This window comes from Lutispora saccharofermentans, from assembly GCF_024363565.1.
Classification (GTDB): Bacteria; Bacillota; Clostridia; order Lutisporales; family Lutisporaceae; genus Lutispora; species Lutispora saccharofermentans.
In genome coordinates this window covers 111,247-133,033 of sequence record NZ_JAJEKE010000001.1, presented here as the reverse complement: position 1 = coordinate 133,033, position 21,787 = coordinate 111,247, and the positions used below count along the sequence as shown (strand labels likewise).

General features: G+C 38.2%; 22 protein-coding genes. 20 read left to right on the top strand and 2 right to left on the bottom strand.

The features are described 5' to 3' along the window. Positions 1-12 precede the first annotated feature (12 nt). Positions 13-1,779, bottom strand: a complete 1,767-nt coding sequence (locus LJD61_RS00705) for an Rqc2 family fibronectin-binding protein (RefSeq protein WP_255225580.1) — start codon at positions 1,777-1,779, stop codon at positions 13-15. Positions 1,780-2,036: 257 nt separating this feature from the next. Between LJD61_RS00705 and dapF the strand changes: the two genes are divergently transcribed. The 18 genes from dapF (at position 2,037) to LJD61_RS00615 (ending at position 19,279) form a co-directional block, all read left to right on the top strand. After that, positions 2,037-2,888 carry a diaminopimelate epimerase gene (gene dapF, locus LJD61_RS00700; protein ID WP_255225579.1) on the top strand — a complete coding sequence of 284 codons (852 nt, stop codon included), beginning with the start codon at positions 2,037-2,039 and terminating at the stop codon, positions 2,886-2,888. 337 nt (positions 2,889-3,225) lie between these two features. After that, complete coding sequence (locus LJD61_RS00695) at positions 3,226-4,104, top strand: YicC/YloC family endoribonuclease (RefSeq protein WP_255225578.1); 879 nt, start codon at positions 3,226-3,228, stop codon at positions 4,102-4,104. Positions 4,105-4,119: 15 nt separating this feature from the next. Then, complete coding sequence (gene remA, locus LJD61_RS00690; RefSeq protein WP_255225577.1) at positions 4,120-4,404, top strand: extracellular matrix/biofilm regulator RemA; 285 nt, start codon at positions 4,120-4,122, stop codon at positions 4,402-4,404. A 23-nt stretch (positions 4,405-4,427) separates the two neighbouring features. Continuing rightward, positions 4,428-5,045, top strand: a complete 618-nt coding sequence (gene gmk, locus LJD61_RS00685; RefSeq protein ID WP_255225576.1) for a guanylate kinase — start codon at positions 4,428-4,430, stop codon at positions 5,043-5,045. Beyond that, positions 5,045-5,275: a DNA-directed RNA polymerase subunit omega gene (rpoZ, locus tag LJD61_RS00680; RefSeq protein WP_255225575.1), complete on the top strand. Its 231-nt coding sequence runs from the start codon at positions 5,045-5,047 to the stop codon at positions 5,273-5,275. Before gmk ends, rpoZ begins: the two co-directional genes overlap by 1 nt. Next, positions 5,262-6,473, top strand: a complete 1,212-nt coding sequence (gene coaBC, locus LJD61_RS00675) for a bifunctional phosphopantothenoylcysteine decarboxylase/phosphopantothenate--cysteine ligase CoaBC (RefSeq protein ID WP_255225574.1) — start codon at positions 5,262-5,264, stop codon at positions 6,471-6,473. The genes rpoZ and coaBC overlap by 14 nt, the downstream gene beginning before the upstream one ends. Before the next feature lie 283 nt (positions 6,474-6,756). After that, the gene (gene priA / locus LJD61_RS00670) at positions 6,757-9,186 is read left to right on the top strand and encodes a primosomal protein N' (RefSeq protein ID WP_255225993.1); all 2,430 of its coding nucleotides are present in this window, start codon (positions 6,757-6,759) and stop codon (positions 9,184-9,186) included. 31 nt (positions 9,187-9,217) lie between these two features. Then, positions 9,218-9,679 (top strand): peptide deformylase, encoded by a 462-nt coding sequence (gene def, locus LJD61_RS00665; RefSeq protein WP_255225573.1) that lies wholly within the window; start codon positions 9,218-9,220, stop codon positions 9,677-9,679. Position 9,680: 1 nt separating this feature from the next. Beyond that, positions 9,681-10,613: a methionyl-tRNA formyltransferase gene (gene fmt, locus LJD61_RS00660; protein WP_255225572.1), complete on the top strand. Its 933-nt coding sequence runs from the start codon at positions 9,681-9,683 to the stop codon at positions 10,611-10,613. An 11-nt stretch (positions 10,614-10,624) separates the two neighbouring features. Further along, positions 10,625-11,317 carry a zinc metallopeptidase gene (locus tag LJD61_RS00655; RefSeq protein WP_255225571.1) on the top strand — a complete coding sequence of 231 codons (693 nt, stop codon included), beginning with the start codon at positions 10,625-10,627 and terminating at the stop codon, positions 11,315-11,317. A gap of 202 nt (positions 11,318-11,519) precedes the next feature. After that, a complete protein-coding gene (gene rsmB / locus LJD61_RS00650) occupies positions 11,520-12,866 on the top strand; it encodes a 16S rRNA (cytosine(967)-C(5))-methyltransferase RsmB (protein WP_255225570.1) in 1,347 nt (448 codons plus the stop codon). Positions 12,867-12,880: 14 nt separating this feature from the next. Then, positions 12,881-13,909 (top strand): 23S rRNA (adenine(2503)-C(2))-methyltransferase RlmN, encoded by a 1,029-nt coding sequence (gene rlmN, locus LJD61_RS00645; protein ID WP_255225569.1) that lies wholly within the window; start codon positions 12,881-12,883, stop codon positions 13,907-13,909. 153 nt (positions 13,910-14,062) lie between these two features. Then, complete coding sequence (locus tag LJD61_RS00640) at positions 14,063-14,833, top strand: Stp1/IreP family PP2C-type Ser/Thr phosphatase (protein WP_255225568.1); 771 nt, start codon at positions 14,063-14,065, stop codon at positions 14,831-14,833. Continuing rightward, positions 14,823-16,712 carry a Stk1 family PASTA domain-containing Ser/Thr kinase gene (gene pknB, locus LJD61_RS00635; protein WP_255225567.1) on the top strand — a complete coding sequence of 630 codons (1,890 nt, stop codon included), beginning with the start codon at positions 14,823-14,825 and terminating at the stop codon, positions 16,710-16,712. The genes LJD61_RS00640 and pknB overlap by 11 nt, the downstream gene beginning before the upstream one ends. A 15-nt stretch (positions 16,713-16,727) precedes the next feature. Further along, complete coding sequence (gene rsgA / locus LJD61_RS00630) at positions 16,728-17,597, top strand: ribosome small subunit-dependent GTPase A (protein ID WP_255225992.1); 870 nt, start codon at positions 16,728-16,730, stop codon at positions 17,595-17,597. Between the two features lies 1 nt (position 17,598). Then, the gene (rpe, locus tag LJD61_RS00625; protein WP_255225566.1) at positions 17,599-18,258 is read left to right on the top strand and encodes a ribulose-phosphate 3-epimerase; all 660 of its coding nucleotides are present in this window, start codon (positions 17,599-17,601) and stop codon (positions 18,256-18,258) included. Then, positions 18,258-18,890 carry a thiamine diphosphokinase gene (locus LJD61_RS00620; RefSeq protein ID WP_255225565.1) on the top strand — a complete coding sequence of 211 codons (633 nt, stop codon included), beginning with the start codon at positions 18,258-18,260 and terminating at the stop codon, positions 18,888-18,890. The genes rpe and LJD61_RS00620 overlap by 1 nt, the downstream gene beginning before the upstream one ends. 239 nt (positions 18,891-19,129) lie before the next feature. Continuing rightward, a complete protein-coding gene (locus tag LJD61_RS00615; protein ID WP_255225564.1) occupies positions 19,130-19,279 on the top strand; it encodes a hypothetical protein in 150 nt (49 codons plus the stop codon). Between the two features lie 122 nt (positions 19,280-19,401). Here the strand turns inward: LJD61_RS00615 and rpmB are convergent, their stop codons facing one another. Continuing rightward, positions 19,402-19,593 carry a 50S ribosomal protein L28 gene (rpmB, locus tag LJD61_RS00610; RefSeq protein ID WP_255225563.1) on the bottom strand — a complete coding sequence of 64 codons (192 nt, stop codon included), beginning with the start codon at positions 19,591-19,593 and terminating at the stop codon, positions 19,402-19,404. A gap of 190 nt (positions 19,594-19,783) precedes the next feature. On the opposite strand from rpmB, the gene LJD61_RS00605 reads away from it, so the two are divergent. After that, on the top strand, positions 19,784-20,134 hold the full coding sequence (locus tag LJD61_RS00605; protein ID WP_255225562.1) for an Asp23/Gls24 family envelope stress response protein: 351 nt from the start codon (positions 19,784-19,786) through the stop codon (positions 20,132-20,134). 70 nt (positions 20,135-20,204) lie between these two features. Then, positions 20,205-21,782 (top strand): DAK2 domain-containing protein, encoded by a 1,578-nt coding sequence (locus tag LJD61_RS00600; protein ID WP_255225991.1) that lies wholly within the window; start codon positions 20,205-20,207, stop codon positions 21,780-21,782. Positions 21,783-21,787 lie beyond the last annotated feature (5 nt).

Sequence of the window (21,787 nt, the reverse complement as noted above, 5' to 3'; positions counted from 1 at the left end):
AGCCAGATCCTTTTATTTTCTCATACGGCTTATTTTCCCTTCATCAGGAGTTATATAAATTGTTTTGTAGCTTTCATATATCACTTTGCCGGGTTTGGCACCGGAGGGCTTTTTAACGTTCTTTTTCCAGGCGTAGTCCACAGGTACGTTGGAGGACAACTTGCCTTTGCTGAAATAAGCAGCCAGATTTGCCGCTTCAGACAATGTATTGTCATCAACAGCTTTCCCATCCGTTTTTATTATGACGTGGGAGCCGGGGATATCCTTTGTGTGAAACCAGAGGTCATTTGCTGATGCAAATTTTAATGTAAGATAATCATTTTGCGTATTGTTTTTACCTACATATATATCAAAGCCGGATGAAGAAATAAAATGCATTGGCTTTGAAGCTTTCTGGGAGGCTTTAACGTTTTTCTTGTTTTCCTTCCCTCTCCTTATGTAGCCTCCTTCTGCTAATTCCATCCTGATTTCATTTATCTCCTGTTCTTCTAAGCTTCTGTTTAAACTATCCTGTATGCTTTCAAGGTATACTATTTCCTCCAAAACCTGTTCTATCTGGTTTGAAAGGAGCTTTAGAGCAACCTTCGACTTATTATATTGCTTATAATATTTTTGAGCATTGCTTGCTGGAGATAAACGAGGATCCAAGGCTATTTCTATTTTTTCCTCCTGTTCGTTGAAGAAGTTAGGCAGGATTGCTTTTTCTTCCCCTTTATTGATTCTATAGAGGTTGGCCATTATAATATCCCCACAAAGCCGGTGATATTCAGCGTTTCTTGCTTCTGCGAGCTCTTTTTCCAAAATACTGAGTTTTCTTTCATCTCTTTCCAGCTTTATTTTTACTATTCTGCTGAGATCGCCGGTTTTTTGCTTTGTTCTGTCAATTTTATCTTTTTGAATATAAAAGGCTTCGATAGTTTTGCTGATGCTATCCATATAAGTTTTTTTAAAATCATTATATACGCTTAATTCAATAGCTGAAAAGTCTATATTTTTTGAATCATCCATTATAATATTGGGCTTATAATCCTTGGACTTTATTTGTTCTATTAACCTGTGAAACTCGCTGAAAAGACACAGAAGCTGCTCCTCATTCAGAATCTTTATATCCAGATCAGATTCAATCCTTGCCCTGAAACATATTTCTTGCGCAACTATAGGACTTATTCCATAAAAGGCTTTCACAAGATATTTATCTGCTTTGATGCTTGCAGACAGAGAATGGATATCTGATAAAAATTCGCTTTCGCAGATCGTAAGCGGGTCTTTCTTATTATCAGAGGGCGGATATACATATTTTAAGCCCGGCATAATCGTTCTTATGCTGCTCATATCATTGCTCACTCTTCTTATGCTGTCGATTATGTTCATGCCTTGACTATCAATAAATATAATATTGCTGTGGCGTCCCATTACCTCTGCTATGATAGACTTTTCAATGCTGTATCCCATCTCGTCTATGCAGTCGAAGTTTATTTCGATCACCCGCTCCAGGCTTGGCTGCTTGATGCTGATTATACGGCTGCCTGTAAGGTGCTTTCTAAGAAGCATGCAGAAGGCAGGCGCATTAATCGGATTGCTTTTATTATCTTCGGTAAGATGTATCTTGGGATACATAGGACTGGCCGAGATAAGCAATCTATAATTTGATTTATTATTTCTGATGTTAAATGTTATTTCATCTTTTTCAGGCTGATATATTTTTTCTACCCTGCCATTTAGGATAGCAGTATTTAATTCTGATACTGCAGAGCTCACGGTTATACCATCAAAGGGCATATCATTACCTCCCGGAATATATACAAATTTCTTGTAAAGCTAATAAGATTATAACATGATGCGAAAAATAGGCAAATAGGCAAATGGGCTGATGGAGAGGCGGAAACCACTGAAAGATACGGAATTTTTCACGGAAAAGTAGGTCAGGAGAATTATAAATACCCTAATACTAAAGACTAGAAGCTGGAGGCATAAAAATTGCTTCACAATTTTCATATATGCTATAATACGAATAAGAGATAGGCAGGAGGGTAATTATGATAGATTTTTATAAATATCACGGACTTGGAAACGACTTTATAATCATTGACAACAGGGAGGAAAAAATAAAATTTGAAAAAGATACCATAAGAGCATTGTGTCATAGGAATTTTGGCATCGGCGCAGATGGTATTTTATTGGCAGAGAATAGCAAAGACTTCGATGTGAAAATGGTAATATATAATTCGGATGGGAGCAGTGCTGAAATGTGCGGCAATGCAACAAGGTGCTTTGCCAAATATTTGTATGAGAAGGGCATAATCAAGAAAAAAACAATACATATTGAAACTCTTGCTGGAGAGATAATACCAGAAATTCAAACAGAAAATGATAAGGTAATGAAAATTAAAGTTGACATGGGAAAGCCGGCATTTGATCCTAAGGCTATTCCATGCAATATAGAATGCGAAACGGTTAAAAATATAAAAATTAAGATTGGCTCTGCAGTATATGATATCACTGCAATGCTTATGGGAGTTCCCCATGCTGTCATATTTAAGGATGAACTGGCAGACAGCGACATCATCAGAGAAGGAAAACAAATAGAAGAGAGCTCCTTTTTCCCTCTTAAAACCAATGTAAATTTTGTAAAAATACTCAGCAGAAGTGAGATAATTTTAAGAACTTGGGAAAGGGGTGCAGGTTACACTCAGGCTTGCGGCACAGGCTCGTGTGCCAGTGTAGCTGCAGGTATTGTTAATGATCTGCTTGACAACAGGGTATTGGTTCATTTAAGAGGCGGAGATTTAATCATTGAATGGGATGGACAGAATAATATATATATGGAAGGCACAGCCAAGGAGGTATTTTCGGGTAAGTTTGATTTTACTGCAATAACTATAATTTAGCATGTTGTGCTAACTGATACAAGAGTGCATTGCGCAGGGATTTAGAGTTTGTTAGCGCAGTATAGGAAAAGTTGCGTCAACTGTTTGAGCCTATATTTTGTTAAATCAGAAAACCTCATAAATTACTTGAGTCTTAACAGTAATGATAAACACTCTGTGCGAGTTTTGACGCAAACCTATACAAGTTTTACAAAGTCTTAGTCCCGGAGCTTTTGCAATCGTTATCAGTTAATACAACAAATAAAATCTTCCTATTGTGTTTTTGGATAAAATTATATAAAATTATATAGAACTTAGTGAACTGGCAGCTTCTTTAAAACTATCTGGAAGGATGGATATGATGATAAAAAGTATGACAGGGTTTGGACGGGGAGAGTATGGCGAAGATAATATAAGCTTTACTGTTGATGTCAGAACCGTAAATCATAGATATAGTGATTTCTCTATAAGGATGCCAAAAACTGTATCAGGTTTGGAAGAGAAGGTTAGAGAATATGCAGCCTCTAAGATAGGCAGAGGAAAAGTTGATATCTTTATCAATTATGATTCCTTTGGGCAGGATGTAGAAATAAAACTTGACACTAATTTGACTAGATCTTATATAGATTGTTTAAATGCAATAAAAGACGAATTCAATATTAAAGACGATATTAATCTCTCTTTGTTAACCAGGTTTTCAGACATTATTAAAGTAGAAAAGGTTGAGAAAGAGGAAGATGAGCTCTGGAGGATTTTGAAAGCGGCTTTAGAAAAAGCTTTTGAAGCTTTGTCTCAGATGAAAGAAAGAGAGGGCCAGAGACTCTTTACGGATATTAAAGACAAGTTGAGATATATAAAGGAGATAGTTGATGAAATAGATGCAAAAGATGAAGGCTTGGTCTATGCATATATGGATAAGCTCCGGGAAAGAATATTGGAATTGAGCAAAGGTATACCTCTTGATGAAAGCAGATTTATGACGGAAGTGGCATTAATGGCAGATAAGAGCAGTATAGATGAAGAAACAGTAAGGCTGAGAAGTCATATATCAGAGTTTGAAAAAACAATGGATTCCAGAGGTACTGTCGGAAAAAAACTTGACTTTATAATTCAAGAAATGAACAGAGAGGTAAACACCATAGGTTCAAAGGGCACTGAGATAGACATAATCAATAATGTGGTAAACTTAAAAACCGAAATAGAAAAAATTAGGGAACAGATACAAAACATAGAATAATTAGGAGGATTTAGAATGAGCATTAAACTTATCAATATAGGATTTGGCAACATTGTATCGGCTAATAGGCTAGTAGCTATAGTAAGCCCTGAATCTGCGCCGATAAAGAGAATAGTGCAAGAAGCGAGGGATAGGGGGATGCTGATAGACGCAACCTATGGCAGACGAACAAGAGCGGTGATCATTACCGATAGCGATCATATCATATTATCAGCAGTCCAGCCCGAAACAGTAGCCCACCGATTGGTAGACAAGGTTGAATCGGAGGAAGAGGAAGAAGAAGAGCCGGTTGAAGAATAAGTATTGTGTAAGGTGAGGCATCTATGGTAAATAATAAAGGGTTGCTAATTGTGATTTCCGGCCCCTCAGCTGTTGGGAAGGGTACAATTTGCAAGGAGCTGGTAAAAAGAGGTATAGATAATTTGGAGCTATCTGTTTCAGCCACTACAAGAAGACCGCGACAGGGTGAAATTGATGGCATAAATTATTATTTCAAAGAAAAAGAAGTTTTTGAAAAGATGATTGAAAGAGAAGATTTTTTAGAGTTCGCCCGTGTTTATGATAATTATTACGGCACTCCTAAAAAAAATGTAATGGATAAGATCAGCAATGGAAAAGATGTTATTTTGGAAATTGACATCCAAGGGGCTAAACAGGTTAAAAGAAACTATGAGGATGGCATATTTATATTCATAATGCCGCCTTCTTTTAAAGAGCTAAAGAGCAGGATTGTCAAAAGAGGAACTGAGACTCAAAAAGATATGGATAAGAGAATGACTTGCGCTTTTGAAGAAGTCCAACAAGCAAAATACTACGATTATATTGTTGTTAATGACGATTTAAACAGCGCTGTAGAAAAGATTTATTGCATAATTAAAGCGGAAAAGTGCAGATTAAGTAGATATCATATTGATTTATCAGGATTCAAGGAGGAATTATAATGATAAGTCCTACAATAAATACATTACTTCAAAAGGTTGACAGCAAATATACACTTGTTGTTGCAGTGGCCAAAAGGGCTAGGCAGCTGGTAGACGGCCAGCCGAGCTTGGTGGATATCAATTCCATAAAGCCGGTAACCATTGCTATACATGAGATTGCAGAAGGCAAGCTTGAATGCATCAGTGGTAAACAAAATAAGCAATCAGGTGAAAATAATGCTAGAGAGTAAAAATATAGTTTTAGGTGTGACCGGCGGGATTGCTGCTTATAAGTCCTGTGATTTAGTAAGCCGTTTAGTCAAGGCGGGGGCCAATGTAGATGTGATAATGACTGAGAATGCTATCAATTTCATAAGCCCGTTAACCTTTCAGGCATTGTCTTCCAATCAAGTGATCGTCGATATGTTTAAAGAACCTAAATATTGGGAGATTCAGCATATATCTTTGGCCAAAAAAGCTGATGTAGTTGTTATTGCGCCTGCTACAGCCAATATCATAGGAAAGATAGCAAATGGCATAGCTGATGATATGCTCACTACCACAGCAATGGCAACAACGGCACCTTTGGTATTTGCACCTGCTATGAACAGCAACATGTATGAAAATAAAATCCTGCAATCCAATATTGATCGTTTGAGAGAGCTTGGTTACCATTTCATAGAACCGGGAGAAGGCAGGCTTGCCTGCGGTGATATCGGAAAAGGCAAGATGGCTGAACCTTATGATATAGAGCTTTGTATAAATGAAATATTGAACAAAAAGAAGGATCTTCAGGATAAAACCATTATTATTACTGCAGGTCCGACAAGGGAGCCTATCGATCCGGTCAGGTTTATTTCCAATCATTCTACAGGGAAGATGGGTTATGCTATTGCAGAAAAAGCTGCGGAAAGAGGAGCCAAGGTATACCTGATATCAGGCCCTACTGCGTTAAAAGCTCCAAAGGGTGTCCGTCTGATTTCTGTAAATTCTGCGAAGGACATGCAGAGAAGGATTATGGAGCATTTCGACGAGGCTCAGATAATAATAAAAAGCGCTGCAGTGGCGGATTATGCTCCTGCTGTAGCCCATGATCAGAAGATTAAAAAAAAGGATGAAAATCTAACCATAGAGCTGGTGAAAAATCCTGATATATTATATGAGCTGGGTAAAATAAAAGGAGATAAAATATTAGTTGGCTTTGCAATGGAAACCCAGAATCTTATAGAGAATGCAAAGGAAAAGGTATTGAAAAAAAATCTTGATTTCATAGTAGCCAATGATCTGTTTACGGAAGGGGCCGGTTTTGCGACCGATACAAATATTGTAAAAATAATTGACAGAGGCGGAAATATAGAGAGCGTGCCGAAGATGTCAAAGCATCAATTGGCGGATCTGATATTGGATAGAGTGATGTATTTGCAGCAATTGGGAGAGGTCAACCGCTAAAAGACACGGAAACTTCACAAAAATCACTGAAAGTTTGATAATAATTAACAAAAATCAATAAAAAATAAAAATATAAAATAAGAAAGGCTTCTATTGGAACTATTTTAACAATCAAGGAAGCCTTTTTCGTAATTCATTAGGTCAAATTTATATTAAGCTAAAATTATACTTTCCTAGGATTATAAAAAATACTTTCGTGTTTTTTCGTGAAAAATTCAGTGCCTTTCAGTGGTTAAAAATCTTGAGTTTTTTAAGGGGGAGGTAGGGAGATATTTTGAATGAGATGAAGATTGCACAAATCATAGTAGATAATAAATGCAAAGAAACGGACAGAGTCTATAGCTACTTAATTCCCCAAGGCCTGGAAATTAAAATTGGGCACAGGGTAATAGTGCCCTTTGGAAGAGCAAATAAAAAAATTGCAGGTTATGTAGTAGGTTTAAAAAGCAATACTGAGCTGGAAATAAACAAGCTCAAAGCTATAGCAGGATTGCCCAGCAATGATATATTTTTGTCCGCAGATATGCTTAAACTCATAAAATGGATGCGGGAAAAATATCTTTGCTATTATATTGAAGCCATTCATGGAGCACTGCCTGCTAATATAAGGATTAAAAACACATATATATATGAGTTAAACCAGGACAGCAAGAATATAGATTTACTGAAGGAAGGCAATCCCCAGGCGCTGATGGATGTTTTGGAGTTTATGGAGGAAAATGGCGGAAGGGCTACAAAAGAAGAACTAAGAGATAATTTTAACGATAATATTTTAGAGAATGCCGTCAAAAAGCTCATAAAGCTTGGAGTACTCAAGAGGCATCAAAAAGTAAAAAGCCAAGAGAATATAATGTATGAAAGATTTGTCTATCCCGATGCTGAAAAAGCAGAAATTCCAGCCAATGCAAAAAAACAGAGGCTGCTGATGGATATAGTTGGTTCTAAACCCGGTATCAGCATTAAAGCTTTGCAAAAAGATTATGCGATCGGTAAAGCTACTATTGATAACCTGCTTAGCAAGGGCTTTATCAGAATCGAGGAAAAAGAAGCCTACAGATTGGTACCGGAGAAAATTCAGGCAGAAAGCAAGAAAATCCTTACTAAGGAGCAATGCAGAGCGTTTGGGGAAATAGAGGAATGCTTCAAAAAAGGAAGGCATGTACTCCTTCATGGTGTTACCGGCAGCGGAAAAACAGAAATATACCTTCAATTGATAGAAGCTGAATTGAAAAAGGGCAAACAAGGCATTGTTCTTGTTCCGGAGATATCTCTGACTCCCCAAATGATCAGGCGATTCGTAAGCAGGTTCGGCGATACTGTAGCAGTGCTGCACAGCGGCCTTTCAAACGGGGAGAAATATGATGAATGGAGAAGGATTGCTGAGGGGAAAGCCAAGGTGGCCATCGGCGCGAGATCCGCGATATTTGCTCCTTTTGAAAAGCTTGGAATAATAATAATCGATGAAGAACATGAGAATACATATAAATCAGAGACCAGGCCCAAATATGATGCCAGGGAAGTTGCAATGAAAAGATGTGATATTGAAGGAGCCCGGTTATTGCTTGGCTCTGCTACGCCTTCCATTGAAAGCTATTTTAAGGCAACAAATAAGCTGAATAATATGGCTCTGGTATCTATTAATACCAGGGTTAACAACAAAGTCATGCCGAATGTAAAAATAGTGGATATGAGAGAGGAGTTAAAGGCGGGCAATAAGAGTATTTTCAGCCATAGCCTGGCGGAAGAAATAAAAATCGCATTAGGGCAGAAGGATCAAATAATACTATTTTTAAACAGGAGAGGCTATTCCACCTTTGTTTCCTGCAGAAGCTGCGGGTTTGTGGCTAAATGCCCCAACTGTAATATTTCTCTGACTTATCATGCTAAGGGCAATTATCTTACCTGCCATTATTGCGGATATTCCCGCCCAAACCCTAAGGAATGTCCAAGCTGTAAAAGCAGCTATATCAAGTATTTCGGCATTGGAACTCAAAGAGTCGAAAGGGAATTTCAAAGCACCTTTGATGACATAGATGTTTTAAGGATGGATGCAGATACAACGACCAGGAAGAATTCTCATAAATTAATACTTGATAAATTCAGGAATAAAGAAGCCTCCGTGTTGATTGGGACACAGATGATAGGAAAAGGCCATGATTTTTCGGATGTCACATTGGTAGGTATTATCACCTCGGATACATATTTGAACCTGCCTGATTTTAGAGCAGGAGAAAAAACTTTTCAAATGGTCACACAATCTGCAGGAAGAGCAGGCAGGGGTGATAAGCCTGGTACGGTTATAATCCAGACATACTCACCGGAGCATTACAGCTTATTATATGCTAAAAATCATGACTATGAAGGATTTTATAAGGATGAAATAAAGATGAGGAAGGAGATGAATTATCCTCCGTTTTCTCATTTGGGACATATAGTAATAAGCGGCATAGGGGAAGATGCAGTGGTAAAAGCCGCCAAAGAAGCAGGCAGATCGCTGAATAAATTACGTGGCGATAATAGCAATATTGAAATATGGGGTCCTTCACCTGCTCCGCTTTCAAGAATAAATAACAGGCACAGGTGGCAATTGGTTTTAAAATCGGTCAAAGAAGAAGAAGTGCTTAAAATACTGAGGGATTTTAATAACTCAGCATTTTTAAATTCAGAAGAGGTAAGCGTTAGTATGGATATTAACCCGCTAAATATGCTATAGTATTGCTAAGGATATTTGTAGGAGGAATATGATGGCTATTAGAGAGATAAGAAAAGATTCAGATGAAATATTAAGAAAAATTTCAAAAAAAGTAGATAATATAGATGATAGGATTACTACTCTCCTGGATGACATGGCTGAAACTATGAAGGCAGCCGAGGGAGTGGGTTTGGCAGCTCCTCAGGTGGGGATTCTGAGAAGAGTGGTTGTCATTGATGTGGGGGATGGTTTGATAGAACTCATAAACCCCGTAGTAGTATATGAAAAAGGTGAGCAGTGCAAAGAAGAAGGCTGCCTGAGCATTCCCGGAAAATCAGGTATTGTAAAAAGACCTGAGAAGGTGATTGTCAGAGCTCAGAACAGAAAGGGAGAGACCTTTGAGATTACCGGGGAAGACTTATTAGCCGTTGCTCTTTGCCATGAGATAGATCATCTGAATGGGATATTATTTACGGATAAAGCTATAACGATAAAAGAACAAGGAAGAGAATGATATGAGAATAGTATTTATGGGCACACCCGATTTTGCGGTGCCCAGTTTAAAAGCATTATATGATAAGGGATATGATATATGCTCTGTGGTGGCACAGCCTGACAGGCCCAAAGGGAGGGGAAATAAGCTTGCAGCCCCTCCGGTAAAGGCAGCCGCACTGGAAATGGGGCTGGAGGTGCATCAGCCGCAAAAGATAAAAAGCCCTGAGTTTGTAAAATTCCTTACAGATATTAAGCCTGATATAATAATTGTAGTGGCTTTTGGGCAGATATTATCCAAAGAAATTCTTGATATACCTGCTTTCGGCTGCATCAATGTCCATGCTTCATTATTGCCGAAGCTCAGGGGAGCAGCTCCTATAAACTGGAGTATAATCAATGGAGATGAAGCCACCGGCATAACGACGATGTATATGGATATAGGCCTTGATACGGGCGATATGCTTGCAAGAAAAGAAGTCAGGATTGGGAAAGATACAAATGCAAAAGAGCTGCATGATGAACTCTCCATAGTCGGTGCAGAAGTTTTGCTTAAGACCATAGACGATATATTATCCGGATGTTCTATAAGGACGAAGCAGAATCACGAAGAGGCCACATATGCGCCAATTCTTACAAAAGATATGGGCAAGATTGATTGGTCATGGGATTGCAAGAAAATTTATGACCTGATAAGGGGCACATATCCCTGGCCAGGCGCCTTTTCTTATTATGATGATAAAATGTTTAAAATATATGCCTCAAAGCCTGTTGATGCTGAAAGGCTTAACACTGCTTGGGGCAAAATTGTTGAAGTAAACAAGGATAGCATAGTCATCAGCTGCGGCAAAGGCTTTTTATCTATCTCTGAAATTCAGTTTGAAAACCAGAAGAGGATGAAAGTTGAGGACTACTTGAGAGGCCACAGCATAGAAAATAACATCTCTATTGGTTAGGAGGAATGGTTATGTTTTACGGATACGGATATTACGATCCTACATTTATATTGCTAATTCCGGCTATGGCTTTTGCCTTTTATGCCCAAACAAAGATTTCATCGACATTCAATAAGTTTCTAAGGGTCAGAAACAGCAATGGCTATACAGGCTATGAAATCGCAAGAAGAATCCTGGATGCAAATGGTCTTTACAATGTTCCCATTGAACAGACCAGAGGACATTTGACAGATCACTATGATCCAAGGACTAAAGTGCTCAGATTATCCCAGGAGGTTTACAATGGAGCTTCACTGGCTTCGGCGGGAGTGGCTGCCCATGAATGTGGCCATGCAATACAGCATAGCGAAAGCTATGCGCCTCTCACTTTGAGAAATACGATTGCCCCAATTGCCTCCATAGGCTCACAGGCATCCTGGTTCTTGATCATAATAGCACTGGCATTAGGGATGATGAATCTATTTACCCTGGGGATATATCTTTTCAGTGCAGTGGTATTATTTCAAATAGTGACTTTGCCTGTTGAATATAATGCCAGCAAAAGAGCAATAATTGCATTAGAGGACTATGGACTTGTTGGAAGCGGCGAAGTCTATGGTGCGAAGAAGGTCCTATCCGCTGCAGCACTTACTTATGTAGCTGCTACGCTTACTGCTGTACTGCAATTATTAAGACTTTTGCTTATAAGAGGGAGAAGGGACTGATAGCATTGCTATCAGTCTTTTAGAACCTGTTTAGTATCTGCGGGTGGCTGAGATTTTGAGCAGATTTTTCATCAGACAAGGCAAATTTTCGCAGTAATACCGGTGGTATTCCAAGAAAATTTAACGCAGTATGGCGGAAAAACTGCCAAAAGATAAGGTACAAGAAGATGCTGAACAGGTTCTTAGATAAGGAGTGCATCATATGGATAAAAGCTGGGCCCGGGAAGAAGCCTATTTGATTTTGAGCAAGGTTATCAGCAGAGGGGCTTATTCAAACATTGAGATAAGAAAAAAATTGAACAGCTCCGGCTTGGAAAAGCTAGATAAGGCCCTGGTAACGGAAATAGTAAACGGTACATTGAGAAATATGATCTATATCGATTGGGTGCTGAGCAAGTTTTCAAATATTAAAGAAGAAAAAATATCTGCCAATATAAAAAATATTCTAAGGTGCGGGGTCTATCAAATAATGTTTTTGGATAAAATTCCTGACTCGGCAGTTTGCAATGAGAGCGTGGAGTTAGCCAAGAAATATGGGAATATAGGATCATCCAAGTTCGTAAATGGCTTGCTAAGAAATATTGTGAGGAATAAAGAGACGATTGGATATCCGGATAAAGGTAAATTGGCAGAATACTTATCTGTTAAATATTCTCACCCAGCCTGGCTGGTAGAAAAATGGCTAAAGGACTTTGAAGATAAATTCACCGAAGAATTGATGAAAAGCAATAATGATGTGCCTCCCCTAACAATAAGGATTAATAAGCTTAAGACAAATAAGCAGGAGGTCATTGATGATCTTGAAGGTCACGGCATTGCATGTTCTGAGGGTTTATACAACGAAGAGGCTGTAAGCGTGAGAGGAACATCCTCTATTGAAAGCTTAGAAATTTTTAATAAAGGTTTTTTTTCAGTCCAGGATGAGAGCTCTATGCTGGTAAGCAAGGTCATGAACCCAGAATCCGGTTCATTGATAATTGATGTTTGCAGTGCGCCCGGAGGAAAAGCTGCCCATATGGCTGAGTTGATGGATAATAAAGGCTTAATAATCGCAAGGGATATACATCAGCACAAACTGGATTTGATAAATAAGGCTTGCAGCAGGTTAGGCATAAATATTGTTAAAACTCAGTTGTTTGATGCACTGAGCATAGACAAGGCTTATATAGGAGTTGCTGACGGTGTTTTGGTGGATGCTCCTTGCAGCGGGCTCGGCTTGCTCAGGAGAAAGCCTGATCTGAGATGGAAGAAAAAGCCCGATGACTTGGACAGTCTTTCAAATATTCAATATGAAATACTTAAAAGTGCTTCCCTATATGTAAAAAAGGGAGGAGCTTTGATATACAGCACTTGTACTCTGAATAAAAATGAAAATATTGAAATAGTAAAAAAATTTCTGGCCGCCAATGACGGTTTTTATTTAGATAATATAGAAAACCTGATACCTCAAAATTTATATGCCCCTGATGCTAAGGAAGGTTATTTAGAACTCTTCCCGCATATTCATAATACGGATGGCTTTTTTATTGCGAGGTTGATAAAAAGATGATGGAGTGGGAAATAATGGACAAATCTGACATAAAAAACTTCACTGTTAAAGAACTGGAAGGAATGATGATAAAAAACGGATACCCGAGATTCAGGGGAGTACAGATATTTAAATGGATATACAAAGATGTGGCAAGCTTTAAGGATATGAAAAATTTGCCCGGCGATATCATTGAGTTTTTGGAGGAGAATTTTTATATCGGAAGGGCGATATTGATTGATAAGCAGCAATCCAAGGACGGTACAATAAAATATTTGCTTGGGCTTCATGATAAAAATGCGGTAGAATGTGTCTTGATGGAATATAAGCATGGCTATTCCATTTGCATATCAAGCCAGGTTGGCTGCAGGATGCAATGCAGCTTCTGTGCCTCAACAGAAGGCGGCTTAGTGAGAAGCCTGAGTGCCGGTGAAATGGTTGAAGAAGTCATGGCAGCTGCGCGGGAAAGGAAAATTGTGATTTCCAATATTGTGATCATGGGTATAGGTGAACCTTTTGATAATTATGATGAATTGATGAAATTCTTAAATATTATTAACAGTAAAGACGGAATAAATATAGGGATGAGACATATAACCATATCTACTTCCGGTTTAGTACCGAGGATATATGGCTTTGCAGATGAAAACCTGCAGTGCACCTTGGCTGTATCATTGCATAGCGCTATAGATGAGGTTAGGAGCATGCTGATGCCTATAAACAGGAAGTACAATATATCTGAGCTGATAAAAGCTTGTGATTACTATATAAGCAAAACTAATAGAAGGATAACGTTTGAGTACGCGCTGATAAAAGATGTAAATGACGGTGCGAATGATGCTGATGCTCTCGTCAAGCTGCTAAGGGGAAAGCTTTGCCATATAAATCTGATACCGATAAATCCGGTGTCCGGGAAAGCACATATCAGGTCAGGGCATGAGAGAGTGGAAGAATTCAAAAAAATAATAGAAGACAATGGACTTCAAGTTACGTTAAGAAGGGAATTAGGAACAGATATTCAGGGCGCATGCGGTCAATTGAGAAAAAATTATATTGCCCGATAAAATATTGCTGAGATTAATATACTATTGAGGCTTTATGCCATCGTATAATGGTATTATAATAAAATTAAAGGGTTTTTGCATATTGTGTCGAAAATAAATGTTTTAAGCAAATTTGTTAATAATCCTATTCCAACCAGAAATAGAGGTGTTTTAATGAGGTCATTTGGTGCTACTCATGTTGGTTTGGTCAGAAAAATAAATGAAGATTCTTTTTACTGCCAAGAAAAATACGAGTACAGCAAACCATATATTTGCATGATAGCAGATGGTATGGGCGGACATAATGCAGGTGAAGTGGCCAGCACAATGGCGGTTACTGAAGTGAAGGGTTTTTTAAAAAAAGCCATAAAGAATTCTGTTGGCTATGGAATAGAGGACTATGAGAATTTAGTAAGAGAAGCCTTTTTATTTGCTAACAAGTGCATTTATAATAGCTCTATGAAGAATAAAGAACGTTTAGGCATGGGGACTACGTTGACACTTGCCCTGATTGTAGAAAACAATTTGATAATAGGGCATGTGGGAGACAGCAGGATGTATATAATAAAAAACGGGTGCCTGTCAAAGGTTACAGAGGATCATTCTTACGTAGCAGAGTTAATAAAAAATGGAACCATCAAACCGGAAGAGGCGAACCATCATCCCCAGAAAAATCTGATAACCAGAGCTCTGGGAACCTCCAGGACCATAGAGGTCGATGTAAAAAAGATTGCTATAGAAAATGGGGATTTCATTCTAATGTGTACCGATGGTTTATCAAATATGTTATCAGATGATGAAATATTGAGCACAGCAACCTCCGAAAGGGAAATTCAATCTGTTTGCCATGAACTTGTCGACAAGGCTAATCTCAATGGAGGCCTTGATAATGTAACAGTGATTGTTATTGAAGTTGAACTTGGAGGTGAAGATAATGATAGGTAAGGTCCTTGGAGGCAGATATGAAATATTGGAGAAAATTGGCGGCGGAGGCATGGCTCTCGTCTATAAAGCTAAATGCCGCTTGTTGAATAGATTCGTAGCAGTTAAGATATTGAGATCCGAGTTTACGGGAGATGAAGAATTTGTAAAAAAATTCAAAAGAGAATCCCAATCAGCGGCCAGTTTATCTCATCCTAATATTGTAGGGATTTATGATGTGGGGATGGAAGACGACATATACTATATAGTCATGGAATATATAAAAGGTCAGACTTTAAAGGAATTGATAAAGTCTAAAGGGGCTTTGGGCGTTGAATATGCTACAAATATAGCGCTTCAGATTGCTGCGGCTTTGGAACATGCTCATATGAATCATATCGTTCATAGAGATATAAAATCACATAATATAATGATAAAGGATGATAATACTGTAAAGGTTACCGATTTTGGAATTGCCAGGGCCGTATCCTCCTGCACCATAACCAATACAGGCAATATAATAGGATCTGTGCATTATTTTTCACCGGAGCAGGCCCGGGGAGGGTATACTGATGAAAAATCAGATATTTATTCCTTGGGAGTAGTAATGTATGAACTGGTAACAGGAAGGCTTCCCTTCGAAGGAGAAACACCGATATCAGTGGCCCTGAAGCATATTCAGGAGGAAGCTGTAAACCCAAGGGAAATAAATAATAGGATTCCCAAAAGTCTTGAAGACATAATCATGAAAGCAATGGAGAAGGATGTGTCTAAAAGATACAGCAATGTAGGAGAAATTATTGCCGATCTTAAACAATCCCTTATCATGCCTAACGGTGATTTCGTAAAAAAGAAAAAGGATGTAGATGAAAATACAAAAGTTATTGAGCCTATTAAGCATATTGATGTTGAGGAGAAGCTGACTGTCGAAAGTAAACCGGAGGAGAAAAAGATTCAACCCAGGAGCAGTAAAAAAATCACTGTGATTGCAATCTTGTCAGGTCTATTTCTTGCTTTGCTTATTTTTGGCGGCTATTTAATAGTGAACAGCATATTTAATGTTAAGATAGAAAATGTACCGAATGTTATCGGAGATAGTGAGGAAGAAGCACGAAAAGAGTTAGAAGCCTTAGGCTTTGTCATGGAAGTAGTCGAAGAGAGGGTCTTCAATAAAGATGTTCCTGAAGGGCATATAGTGAGGCAGGATCCAAAGCCTGAAACATCAAACAAGGTTACGAATCCAGTCAGAGTTGTTTTGAGCAAAGGGCCGAAAAAGGTTCCGGTGCCCGCTCTCGTCGGGAAGAATTATGATGAGGTGGATATATTGTTAGAAAGCGTTGGACTGGAAGAAGGAGAGCCTTCACAGGAATACAGCCCATATCCCAGCGGAATAGTTATAAGACAAAGTATTCTTGAAGGTACCGAGGTTGATGAGGGTACGAAGATAGATTATGTCATAAGCGGCGGACCGGAGAAGTTTTTTATGACGAATTTCATAGGTTCAAATATTGAAGACGTTAAAAAGCAGCTAATCGTATTAGATTTAATTTTGGGAAATGAAACTCCTGAATTCAACGATGATGTTCCTAAGGGCGTTGTTATAAACCAAACCCCGAAGGCCGGTACGGAAGTGAGCAAAAAAAGCGTGGTGGATTTCGTGGTGAGCAAAGGGCCTGAAGAGAAACCTATAAAAAAGTATCTGAATGTCGAATTGCCGAAAAATTTGGATAGGATGAAAGTGACCATATTTAAAATTGAAGGGGATAAGAGCACCTTGATCTATGAAAATACCCATTCGGCTTCTGACAGTCCTTTGAGGATAGAAATAAGCGGTAAAGGTGAAGTTAAATTTGAAGTGTATATAAATAACAGTTTTCATGATAGCGCAGTATATAACTTCTAGTGGAGGATGTCTATGATATCAGGCATTATTACAAAAGGCATTGGCGGCTTTTATTATGTGGATGCAGACGAGCATATATTTGAATGCAGGGCTCGAGGCAGATTCAGAAAAGATCATATAGTCCCGATGGTAGGAGACTGGGTGGATATTGAAGTCGACGACAGGACGAAGCAGGGCTATGTTATTAATATCCATGAAAGAAAGAATCAGCTGCAAAGGCCGATGGTCGCTAATATCGATCAGGTTATAATTGTATTCGCCGCAAAAAAGCCTGATATAAATATCAGCTTGCTGCAAAAATTTATGGTATATGGAGAATATGTAGGGCTGAAAATTGTTGTTTGTATAAATAAAATTGATCTGGATGAAGAGAATGAAACAGAACCTATAAAGGCTATGTTAAGAAGTATTCCCTATGATTTTATTTGCACCAGCGCTAAGCATGAAATCGGAATTCTTGAACTGAAAGAAAGGTTGAGGGGCAATATATCTGTTTTTGCAGGGCCTTCAGGTGCCGGGAAATCCTCGCTGCTAAACTCTATCAATCCGGGTTTGTATTTAAAAATCGGTGATTTGAGCCGTAAAACCGAAAGAGGCACTCATACAACCAGACATGCAGAGTTGATCAAGCTTGCTTTTGGAGGTATGGTCGTTGATACACCCGGCTTTACTGCCTTTGATTTAGTAGATATTGATGAAGCTGAGCTTCAGTATCTGTTTCCGGAATTCCAAAAGTATTTAAATTGCCGATTTCCATCCTGCAGGCATTATAAAGAACCTGAATGTAGGGTAAAACAGGCTGTTGATGAAGGAAACATCAATTCCATAAGATATGAACATTATATACAAATCCTGTGTGAATTAATGAAAAATAGGAGGTATTAAATTGATAAAAGTTGCGCCATCCATACTGTCTGCTGATTTTGCCAATATGTCTTTGGATGTTAAAACTGTTGAAGAGGCCGGAGCCGATATGCTTCATATCGATGTTATGGATGGTCATTTTGTCCCTAACATAACTATAGGAGCACCCGTTGTTAAAAGTCTGCGAAAAGTGACTGATCTGGTTTTTGATGTGCATTTGATGATTGACAATCCGGAACAGTATATAAAAGATTTTGCATTGGCCGGAGTTCAGATAATAACCGTACATGCTGAAGCATCGAAGCATTTGCACAGGCTGCTTCAGATGATAAGAAATGAGGGAGTGAAGACCGGCTTAGCTTTAAATCCAGCAACACCGATTTCAGTTCTTGAGCATCTTTTGGATGATCTGGACATGGTATTGATTATGTCGGTCAACCCAGGCTTCGGGGGGCAAAAGTTTATTCCGGCCATTTACGATAAAATTTCCTTGACAAGAAAATATCTTAGTGAAAAGAATAGACATATACCCATCCAAGTGGACGGAGGAATTGGGCTGGACAATATTAAAAAAGTGTGCGATTGCGGAGCTGAAATTATAGTTTCGGGCTCAGCAATATTTAATTCGGATAGTATAAAAGAGACAATTTGGCTCATGAAAAAGGCAGATGAGGTTGAATAATGAAGACCGCAATAATCTGTAATGGACAAGTCACAGATTATGAATATAGCATGGATATTATTAAAGATGCGGATTATATAATATGTGCCGATGGCGGCACAAGACACGCATATAAAATGGGCATATGCCCGGATCTGATCATTGGAGATTTTGATTCCACAAATGGCTTTTATCTAGAGCATTATAAGAAAATGGGAGTTAAGATACAGGAATATCCGAGGGATAAAGATAAAACAGATAGCCATATATGTATTCTGAAAGCCCTTGATTTTTCCAGTGAGATTGTGCTGTTAGGCGTAACCGGCAGCAGGCTGGATCATACTCTGGCCAATATTTCCTTGCTAAAGCTGGGACTGGATAAGAATATAAAGATGTATATTGCAGATAAGCAGAACGAAATTTACTTGATAAATGACAAAATAACTATAAGAGGTAAGCCCGGAGAGCTGTTTTCCCTTCTTCCGCTAACACCGCGGGTAGAAGGTATAAAGGTTTGCGGGGCCAGGTATGAATTGGATGAAGCTGTTATGGAGATTGGTGATCCATATGGAACGAGCAATGTATTTGGTCAAGAAAGCGTAGAAATAAAAATAGAAAAAGGCTATTTATTGGTTATAAAATCAAAAGATTGAGTAACAATCGGACCTCTATACGAGTATTATATAAGTATAGAGGTTATTTTTTTGGGGGAGTCAATATGGGATATTCCTATAGGAAATTTGCAGGCGTCATGTGCATTGTATTAGCAGGAACGATTTTGATCAGGGTATTGCCTTCTTGGGCCTGGTACACGGTTATTACAGTACTTATTGCCTCAATATGTTACTTAGTGTATAATTCTCTTTTTGGGTAGATGAGGAGGGACAATGTTTTGAGCTATAAGAAAAAGAAAGTGATAGGACTCTTGATTTTTTCTATAGGTCTTGGAGTTTTGCTGGCTGTAACAATGCCCCTTATAGGTTGGATAATGCTTTCTGCTATCGCATTGATTTATGTCGGGATTTACCTGTATAAAAATTAAGAAAGGCTTCCATCCGATGCTTTGAACTGATGAAGCCTTTCTTGAAATGCACAGGAAAGTGTATATTGAGGGAATTTAGACTTTTCTATGCATTTTAAAAAGCGCGATGCCGCGCTTTTGTGCTATATAGCTCTATTCACTTTACCGGATCTTAAGCATCTTGTACAAACTTGAATCCTCTTTGGAACACCGTTTACCAAAGCCCTTACAGTTCTAATGTTAGGAAGCCAAACTCTTCTGCTGTGTCTGTTTGAGTGGCTTATTTGATTACCTGACAGCATACCCTTTCCACAAACTTCACATTGTCTTGCCATATATGCACACCTCCTTCGGCAGATTAACTTTCAAATAAAACACTATTATTTTAACACATATGTTATACTAAAGGCAATAATATGAATAAAATATTTGCTTCGAAAGCCGGTTATTTGTTATTAACATATTATTTGTTGAAGAATATAATTATATAATATAAAATATACTTAAAAAGTGGGAGGCGATATAATGCCAGGTAAAATGAAAACAGATTTTGGTGAAATAAATATATCTGACGATGTTTTGGCGTCCTTAGCAGGATTAGCTACTACTGAATGCTACGGAATAGTCGGCATGGCTTCGAAAAGTGCTAAAGACGGCATAGTAGAACTGCTGAAAAGAGAAAACCTAAGCAAGGGAGTTAAGGTTTCCTCTGATGGAGAGGAAATAATTATAGATTTATATATTATTGTTGAATTTGGGACTAGAATATCGGTTGTAGCAGATAACATTATCAGCAAAGTAAAATATTCTCTGGAAAATCTAACAGGCTTAAAAGTAAAACGAGTCAATATTAATGTGCAGGGAGTTAGAGTATAGCTCTATTAAGGAGGTTCGAATTTTGTCAGATATACATATAGATTTAATTCAAGGCTTGCATCTTAGAAATATGATAATATCAGGTGCTAATAACCTTGAAAACAATAAAAGCTTGGTAAATTCACTGAATGTTTTTCCCGTGCCGGATGGAGACACCGGTACAAATATGTCTTTAACGATGAACTCGGCGGTAAAGGAAATCAATAAGTCCAAAGAATTGGAAGTCAGTGCCATAGCCGATTCTGTTGCCAACGGGTCTTTGATGGGAGCAAGAGGCAATTCAGGAGTAATATTGTCTCAAATATTCAGAGGATTTGCAAAAGCTTTAAAAAACGTCAATGAGATAGATGCGTCAGCTTTAGCTAATGCGCTTACGGAGGGCTCAAATACGGCTTATAAGGCAGTTATGAAACCGACAGAAGGGACTATACTGACAGTGATAAGAGAAAGTGCAGAATACGGCATAAAAATAGCAAAAAATACGCCCAATGCTACTGATTTTCTTGGTAAAGTGATAGAAAAGGCTGATGAGACCTTAAACCGCACTCCAGATATGCTTCCTATACTGAAGCAGGCGGGTGTTGTTGATGCGGGAGGAAAGGGATTAGTATATATTTTAAAGGGTATGCATCAATATCTTATTTCAGAAAATATTATTCAGCTCTCAGAAGCTATGGAAGAAGAACCGGAACAGGCTGCTAAACCTGTATATGATGATATTATATATGGTTATTGCACTGAGTTTTTTATAAAGGGCAAGGATTTGGATCCGGAAGAATTCAAGAAGAAAATTACTGAGATCGGAGATTCAATTGTAGTGGTAGGAGATGAAAATCTGATCAAGGTTCATATTCATACAAATAATCCAGGAGTTATAATTGAGAAAGCACTTCAACTTGGCTTTTTATCAAAAATAAAGATTGATAACATGCGGGAACAGCATGAGGAACTGTTGATAAGTGAAGAAGACAGAGAGGAAAATCAGGAGATAAAAAAATATGGGGTAGTTGCTGTAGCAATGGGCTCCGGCATATCAAGCATTTTTAGAGACCTTGGAGCAAATGAAATAATTGAAGGCGGACAAACAATGAACCCCAGTACGGAAGATATATTGAAAAGCGTTGATAGAATAAGGGCAGAAAATATAATAATATTACCTAATAACGGAAATATAATATTGGCTGCAAATCAAGCTAAATCACTGTCAAATAAAAATATAATAGTAGCACCGACAAAATCTATCCCTCAAGGGATAAGCGCTTTGATGACATTGGATCAGGAAAAATCTCCTGAGGACAATGAAAAAAAGATATCTAAAGCTATAGGTGATGTAAAAACAGGTCTTATTACTTATGCAGTCAGAGACTCAAATTTTGATGGAGTGGATATTGAAGAAGGCAACTTCCTGGGCATAATGGAAGGGAAGATAGGTGCCGTTGGTGAAGAGCTCATTGAAGTAATATATAAAGTAATGGATGCTATGGTAGATGAAGATGCTTCTTTGATAACGCTTTACTATGGAAATGATATTGGAGAAGAGGCTGCATCAAAGCTGGAACAGGAATTGATGCAGCGTTATCCTGATTGCGATGTGGAAATGCACTATGGGGGACAGCCATTGTATTATTATATTTTATCGGTGGAATAAATATT